The 7,412-nt window shown below is 74.1% G+C and carries 6 protein-coding genes; 5 read left to right on the top strand and 1 reads right to left on the bottom strand.

Translation table 11 applies throughout. The features are described from left to right. Window positions 1-311: 311 nt before the first annotated feature. The gene (locus JL475_RS07650; protein WP_237406475.1) at window positions 312-1,220 is read left to right on the top strand and encodes a biotin--[acetyl-CoA-carboxylase] ligase; all 909 of its coding nucleotides are present in this window, start codon (window positions 312-314) and stop codon (window positions 1,218-1,220) included. A gap of 200 nt (window positions 1,221-1,420) precedes the next feature. Continuing rightward, window positions 1,421-2,611: an adenylate/guanylate cyclase domain-containing protein gene (locus JL475_RS07645; RefSeq protein WP_202276661.1), complete on the top strand. Its 1,191-nt coding sequence runs from the start codon at window positions 1,421-1,423 to the stop codon at window positions 2,609-2,611. Between the two features lie 36 nt (window positions 2,612-2,647). On the opposite strand, the gene JL475_RS07640 is transcribed toward JL475_RS07645, so the two are convergent. After that, window positions 2,648-3,364, bottom strand: a complete 717-nt coding sequence (locus tag JL475_RS07640) for a hypothetical protein (RefSeq protein ID WP_202276660.1) — start codon at window positions 3,362-3,364, stop codon at window positions 2,648-2,650. A 214-nt stretch (window positions 3,365-3,578) separates the two neighbouring features. Here JL475_RS07640 and JL475_RS07635 point away from each other — a divergent pair, with 214 nt between their 5' ends. From JL475_RS07635 to hutH, 3 genes are all read left to right on the top strand, one after another. Then, window positions 3,579-4,379, top strand: coding sequence for an enoyl-CoA hydratase/isomerase family protein (locus tag JL475_RS07635; protein ID WP_202276659.1), 801 nt, complete (start codon window positions 3,579-3,581; stop codon window positions 4,377-4,379). A gap of 141 nt (window positions 4,380-4,520) precedes the next feature. Continuing rightward, window positions 4,521-5,678: a GGDEF domain-containing protein gene (locus JL475_RS07630; RefSeq protein ID WP_202276658.1), complete on the top strand. Its 1,158-nt coding sequence runs from the start codon at window positions 4,521-4,523 to the stop codon at window positions 5,676-5,678. Between the two features lie 64 nt (window positions 5,679-5,742). Next, window positions 5,743-7,362, top strand: coding sequence for a histidine ammonia-lyase (gene hutH / locus JL475_RS07625; protein ID WP_202276681.1), 1,620 nt, complete (start codon window positions 5,743-5,745; stop codon window positions 7,360-7,362). Window positions 7,363-7,412 lie beyond the last annotated feature (50 nt).

Genomic DNA, 7,412 nt, shown 5'->3' with positions numbered 1-7,412 from the left:
TTCCGAACCGGCGTGCGTCGCCTGGTGGATCCGTTGCTGCAGGTCCGCGAGCTTCCCCGCGGTCGTACGCATGTCAGGCTGCTGCTCTTCCGGCTCGGACATCGGGATGCGGCTCCCTGCCTGCTCGTAAGGGGGACGGTTACTCATCCGTAGCGTAATGCGGGCCCCTGGGGACGGCAGTGCGGTCTATCCCACACGCCGTGCCCCTTCACAGACCGGAGAACGCGATTCCGCGACAGCGGTCGCGTGCCGGCGGACGACGGGGCCGCCCGCGCTGCGGGAGGGAGGCTGCCGAACCTAGGGTTGCCCGCATGACTCAGTCACCTGATGACGAAGGTACGCCCGGCGGGCAGCGTCCGCCGCGGCCGGAGCGGTCGCAGCGCTGGTCCGACCTCGACCGCCCCCCGCTGAACGCCGCCGGTCTGCGCAGAGGGCTGGTGCGCGCCGGCGGGCTGTGGCGTCAGGTCGACGTGGTACAGCGCACCGGCTCCACCAACTCCGACCTGGTGGCCCGTGCCGCCGAGGGGAAGGCGGAGGAGGGGACCGTACTCGTCGCCGAGGAGCAGATCGCCGCGCGGGGCCGCCTGGACCGGCACTGGGCGGCCCCGGCCCGCTCCGGACTCTTCTTCTCCGTACTGCTCCGGCCCACCGAGGTGCCCGTGGCCCGCTGGGGCTGGCTGCCGCTGCTCACCGGCGTCGCGGTGGCGACCGGACTGTCCCGGACGGCGGGCGTCGACACCGCCTTGAAGTGGCCCAACGACCTGCTGGTCACCGTCGGCGGAGAGGAGCGCAAGGCCGCCGGCATCCTCGCGGAGCTGGCCGGTGACGACGGGGTGGTGATCGGCGTCGGTATCAACGTCAGCCTGCGCGCCGACGAGCTGCCGGTGCCCACCGCCGGGTCGCTGGCGTTGGCGGGCGCGGTGAGCACCGACCGGGACCCGCTGCTGCGCGGGGTGCTGCGGTCGCTGGAGGACTGGTACGGGCGCTGGCGGGCTGCGGGCGGCGATCCGGCGGTGAGCGGCCTGCAGGAGACGTACGCCGCGGGGTGCGCGACGCTCGGGCGGACGGTGCGGGCCGAGCTGCCGGGGGACAGGGCCCTGGTGGGCGAGGCGGTCGCGGTCGACGGGGACGGCCGGCTGGTGCTGGCGACGGAGGCCGGGGTGCAGGAACCGGTGGGAGCGGGGGACATCGTGCACCTGCGCCCCGTCGAGGGCGGGTGACGGGGCCCGGGGTGGGCCCGGCGGGGGCGGGGTGGGCGCACGCCGGTGCGGATGCGGGTGCCCACGGTGGGTACCCCGATGCCGGATGCGCCGGTCGTGCCACCTGTCGGGCCGACCGGGCGGAGTGAGCTGGCGCACACCTGCCGTAGAGTTGAGGCCGGTCGATACATGGCCGTGGCAGATCGGAAGGGCAGCAACGCGTGACCGTCGACGACTCGGGTTCCGGTACGGAAGCGCAGGGCCGCGCGGAGCCTCCCCCACCCTCGAATCCTCCCGATCGGGCGGATCTCCCTGAGCGGAGGAGCCGACGGGGAGACGACTCCCGTTCCGCCGACAACGGCGAGGACCCGCTCGCTCTGCGTCTCGAACAGCTCATCCTGGGCGCCGAGCGCCGTTACACCCCCTTTCAGGCGGCGCGCAGTGCCAGCGTCACGGTGGAGCTGGCCACGCGGTTCTGGCGGGCCATGGGGTTCGCCGACGTGGGGCAGGCCAGGGTGCTCACGGAGGCGGACGTACTGGCGCTGCGCCGGCTGGCCGGTCTGGTGGAGGCGGGCCTGCTGAGCGAGGCCATGGCCGTGCAGGTGGCGCGGTCCACGGGGCAGACCACCGCGCGCCTGGCCGAGTGGCAGATCGACTCCTTCCTGGAGGGCCTGACCGAGCCGCCCGAGCTGGGCATGACGCGCACCGAGGTCACGTACCCCATCATCGAGCTGCTCCTGCCCGAGCTGGAGGAGTTCCTCGTCTACGTCTGGCGGCGACAGCTCGCCGCCTCGGCCGGGCGGGTGCTCCAGGCGGCCGACGACGAGGAGATGGTGGACCGGCGGCTCGCCGTCGCGTTCGCGGACCTCGTCGGGTTCACCCGGCTCACCCGGCGGATGGAGGAGGAGGAGCTCGGCGAGCTCGTCGAGGCGTTCGAGACGACCGCCGCCGACCTGGTGGCCGCGCGCGGCGGGCGGCTCATCAAGACCCTCGGCGACGAGGTGCTCTACGTCGCCGACGACGCGGGGACGGCCGCGGAGATCGCCATGCGGCTGATCGAGACCATGGCGAACGACGAGACGATGCCGGAGCTGCGGGTGGGTATGGCCTTCGGCACCGTCACCACCCGGATGGGCGATGTCTTCGGTACGACGGTGAACCTGGCCTCCCGGCTCACCTCGATAGCTCCTCGTGACGGCGTGCTCGTCGACACCGCGTTCGCCGAGGAGCTGATCCGCACCGGAGACGCCCCCGCGTCCGAGGCGGCCGCTGCCGAGGCGGCGGCGTCGGCGGAAAAGGAGGGCGAGGAGCCGCCGACGTACCGCTTCGCGCTGCAGCCGATGTACCAGCGGCCGGTGCGTGGTCTGGGCGTGGTGGAACCCTGGCTGCTCACCCGCCGGGACGATTCCTGACGGTTCCTGCCGGCCGCCCCGACAGCCCCGGCCGGTTCAGCCGCTGAGCGTCAGGACGCCGTCGACGCACAGGCCGATGATCGGTACGCAGAGGAGGGGGCCGTCGTCCGTTTCGCCCGGCCGGTCCGCCGGCGGGGGCGGTGGTGTCCGCCGGTCCGGTGGCGGCTTCGGCTGAGACGGTGTGTGGTCCGGAGGGCCTGGTGGGGGCCCGCCCGGTGCGGCGGCGGGGGGCGGCGCTCCGGGGGCGTGCGGAGTGCTCGGGGCGTTCGGGGCGGCCGGGGTGGGAGCGGTGAGGGCCGGTGTCGTGGCGGTCGGTGCGGCGGTTCTGCCCGGAGTGGACGGTGTGAGCGGCGTGCCGCTCTGGCCGCCCAGGACGGTGGGCGAGGAGGGACTCACCTCCGGGGCGGGAGACGCCGGACTCGCGGTGGTGGAGCCGGCGGTGCTGTCGGAACCGTCGACGGCGTCCGGGCCGTCGGCGCCGTCGGGGTTGGCGCTTGCGGTGTCCGGGACCGGGCGGGGGCCGGCCTCGGCTCCGATGTCCCCGGGTCCGGGGTCGGACGCCATGCGGACGAGGCTCAGGGCGCCGACCGCCAGGGCCAGACCGCCGACGGCCAGCAGCAGCTTCCGGGGACGCGGTTTGCGGTGGCGGCCCCGGATGCGCGCGCTGAAGAGGGCGAATCCGGTGTGCGCCGGTGCCCGGTCGGCCGCGTCCGGTGCGGTGGGCTGTGGCCTGGTCGGCGTGTTCGTCGTCATGGCGATTCCTCCCCCTGCGTACGCGCCCCCAACGCGCCGCGGTGCAGCGCACGTTATGCGTTTCGGCCCGGGTCCGGGCCGAAGGAGGCGGGATATCACTCGAACGGGTGGACGGGGGTGATGAGGGAACTGGACGTACGCCCTTTTGCCGGGTGGGTTCCGGCTGCGATGATCGGGGACGACGGATGTTAACCCGCGTTAACCGGAGGGTGTCATGAGTGAGGAACGGTTCGGGGAGTTCGTGCTGGTGCGGCGGCATGGGCAGGGGCATGTCGCGGAGCTCGTCCTCGACCGGCCCAAGGCCATGAACGCGGTCTCGACCGAGATGGCCCGGTCCGTCGCCGGGGCCTGCGCGGAGCTGGGGGGAGACCCGGAGGTGCGGGTGGTGGTGCTGACCTCGTCGCACGAACGGGCCTTCTGCGTCGGGGCCGACCTGAAGGAGCGCAATTCCTTCAGTGACGCCGACCTGGTCCGCCAGCGGCCGGTGGCGCGCGGAGCCTACACCGGTGTGCTGGAGCTGCCGGTGCCGACCGTGGCGGCGGTGCACGGGTTCGCGCTGGGGGGCGGTTTCGAGCTGGCCCTGTCCTGCGATGTGATCGTGGCCGACCGCACGGCCGTGCTGGGGCTGCCCGAGGTGTCCGTCGGGGTGATTCCGGGCGGCGGCGGCACGCAGTTGCTGCCCAGGCGGGTGGGGGCGGCCCGGGCCGCCGAGCTGATCTTCACGGCGCGTCGGGTGGAGGCCGCCGAGGCCCGTGAACTGGGCCTCGTCGACGAGCTGGTGGAGGCGGGGCGGGACCGGGAGGAAGCACTGGCCATGGCCGCCCGGATCGCCGCGAACTCGCCGGTGGGTCTGCGGGCCGCCAAGCGGGCGCTGCGTCTGGGGCAGGGGCTGGATCTGCCCGCCGGGCTCGAGGTGGAGGACGCCGCCTGGCGGTCGGTGGCGTTCTCGGGCGACCGCGCGGAGGGCGTCGCCGCCTTCAACGAGAAGCGCAAGCCGAACTGGCCGGGGCGGTGACGGGCTGACAGTGGGCGGACGGCGCACGGCGGCCGGGCAGCGGTGGGCGGAGCCCCGCCCACCTGCGGAGACTTGCCCCGACGGCTCCCCATTCGCTCCTTAAATCTCCCGATTCATACGGAACGTCCCTAGCCTGGAGGGATGGGTGAGGACAGCCGGCTGGCGGCCGTGGTGGCGCTGGCGCAGGGCATGGCCGCCGTGCAGGGCTCGCAAGAGGTCTGGCGGGCCGCGGCCCTCGGAGCCTGCCGGGCACTCGGCGGGAGTTTCGCCGCGCTGTCCGTGTGGGAGCGGGAGCTGGGGCGGCTGCGGGTCCTGGTGAACGTCGGCGAGCTGGCCGAGGGCGAGGAGGGGTTCCCGGAGAGCGAGGCCTATCCCGTGCACCGGTTCGCCGAGATCGCCGAGTTCCTGCACGAGCGGTGGGCCGGTGGCGGCGAGCCCGACGCCTGGGTGGAGACCGCCGAGGGGGCGGCGGAGGGGAGCCACGGCTACTGCCGTCAGCGGGTCGCGACCCTGCGGCGGCGCGGGCGCGGCTGCTGCGTGGTCGCCCCGATCATGCTGCACGGGCGGGCGTGGGGGGAGCTGTATGTGGCCCGGCCGGTGGGGGTGCCCGTCTTCGGGAGCGGTGACGCCGACTTCGCGGCGGTGCTGGCCGCCGTCGTCGCCGCCGGGCTCGCGCAGAGCGAGCGGCTGGAGGAGGCGCAGCGGCTGGCGTACACGGACGCGCTCACCGGGCTCGCCAACCGCCGGGCGGTGGATGCGCGCCTCGACGAGGCGATCGAGCGGCATCGCGGGGACGGGGCGGTCGTCAGCCTCGTCGTGTGCGATGTCAACGGGCTCAAGCGGGTCAACGACACGCAGGGACACGCCGTCGGCGACCGGCTGCTGGAGCGGTTCGGGACCGTGCTGTCCCTGTGCGGGGCCATGCTGCCGGGAGCCCTGGCGGCGCGGCTCGGCGGGGACGAGTTCTGTCTGCTGGTGGTGGGGCCGCCCGCCGACGAGGTGGTCAAGGCGGCCGACGAAGTGTGCCGCCGTGCGGTGGAGTCGGGGATCGGGGACGGCGTGGCCTGCGGGGTGGCCTCCACCGGCGACCCCATCGGGCCGGTGTCCTCCGCCCGGCGGCTCTTCCGGCTGGCCGACGCGGCGCAGTACCGCGCCAAGGCCGAGCGGGCCACCCGTCCCGTCGTCGCCGGGCGTGCGGGGCCGGGCGACCCGGTCGTGCGGCTGGCGGACGAACCCGCAGGGAACGCGGACGGGGAGCGGCGCCGTTTCCGGGGCCGGCACTCACCCCAGGGCCGGTAAGGGGTGAACGCGGATTCCAGTGGTGACATCATTGAATTCACTGCGTACTCTCCTGAATATGGATATGCACACTGTGGTGAACGGGGAAGGCGTGCGACGCGGCCTTGAAAGAGTGGTGGTGGGAGACGGGCGGGCGTCGGGAGTGACCGCGTCCGACGTGCTCGCCGTGGCACGCGGCGGTGCCCGCGTCGAGCTCTCCGGCGAGGCGCTGGCCGCCCTCGCCGCGTCCCGCGAGATCGTGGACGCCCTGGCCGCCGAGCCGGGCCCCGTGTACGGGGTGAGCACCGGCTTCGGTGCCCTGGCCACCCGGCACATCGGCCCGGAACTGCGCGGCCGGCTGCAGCGCAACATCGTCCGCTCGCACGCCGCCGGCATGGGCCCCCGCGTCGAGCGGGAGGTCGTCCGCGCCCTGATGTTCCTGCGGCTGAAGACCCTCTGCTCCGGGCACACCGGCGTACGCCCCGAGGTCGCGCAGACCGTGGCCGACGTGCTGAACGCCGGGATCACCCCGGTCGTGCACGAGTACGGCTCCCTCGGCTGCTCCGGCGACCTGGCCCCGCTGTCCCACTGCGCCCTCGCACTGATGGGAGAGGGGGAGGCCGAGGGGCCCGACGGGACCCTGCGCCCCGCCGGCGAACTGCTCGCCGCGCACGGGATCCGGCCTCTCGAACTGCGCGAGAAGGAAGGACTCGCCCTCCTCAACGGCACCGACGGCATGCTCGGCATGCTCATCATGGCCCTCGCCGACCTCGACGTCCTGTACCGGTCCGCCGACGTCACGGCCGCCCTGAGCCTGGAGGCGCTGCTCGGCACCGACAAGGTGCTCGCCCCCGAACTGCACGCCCTTCGCCCGCACCCGGGCCAGGCCGCCAGCGCCGCCAACATGCTGGCCGTGCTCGCCGGTTCGGGGATGACGGGGCATCACCAGGACGACGCCCCGCGGGTCCAGGACGCCTACTCCGTGCGCTGCGCCCCGCAGGTCGCGGGCGCCGGACGGGACACCATCGCCCACGCCCGGCTGGTCGCCGAGCGCGAACTCGCCTCCGCCGTCGACAATCCGGTGGTGCTGCCCGCGGACACCGGATCGGGGGCGTCCGGCTCCGGGGGAGGGCGTGTCGAGTCCAACGGCAACTTCCACGGCGCCCCGGTGGCGTACGTGCTGGACTTCCTCGCCATCGCCGTCGCCGACCTCGGTTCCATCGCCGAGCGCCGCACCGACCGGCTGCTGGACAAGAACCGCAGCCACGGACTGCCGCCGTTCCTCGCCGACGACGCCGGCGTCGACTCGGGTCTGATGATCGCTCAGTACACGCAGGCCGCGCTGGTGAGTGAGCTGAAGCGGCTCGCCGTACCGGCGTCGGCGGACTCGATCCCGTCCTCCGCGATGCAGGAGGACCACGTCTCCATGGGCTGGTCGGCCGCGCGCAAGCTGCGGACGTCCGTCGACAATCTCACCCGGGTCATCGCCGTGGAACTGTACGCCGCCGCGCGTGCCGTGGAACTGCGCGAGGGGCTGAGCCCGGCACCCGCGACCCGGGCCGTCATCGAGGCCGCGCGGAAGGCGGGCGTGGGCGGCCCCGGCCCGGACCGTCATCTCGCGCCCGACCTCGCCGCGGCGGAAGCGTTCGTGCGTGACGGTCGGCTGCTGGCGGCGGTGGAAGAGGTGACCGGTCCGCTGCGGTGACGTTCACGCGGGGCGGGGCGCCGGAGGCGGGCTCATCTCGATGAATGGTC

Origin of the sequence: Streptomyces sp. M2CJ-2 (assembly GCF_016757295.1) — a bacterium.
Lineage (GTDB): Bacteria > Actinomycetota > Actinomycetes > Streptomycetales > Streptomycetaceae > Streptomyces.
The sequence above is the reverse complement of the archived record's forward strand: the minus strand, read 5'-3'. Positions and strand labels throughout refer to the sequence as shown.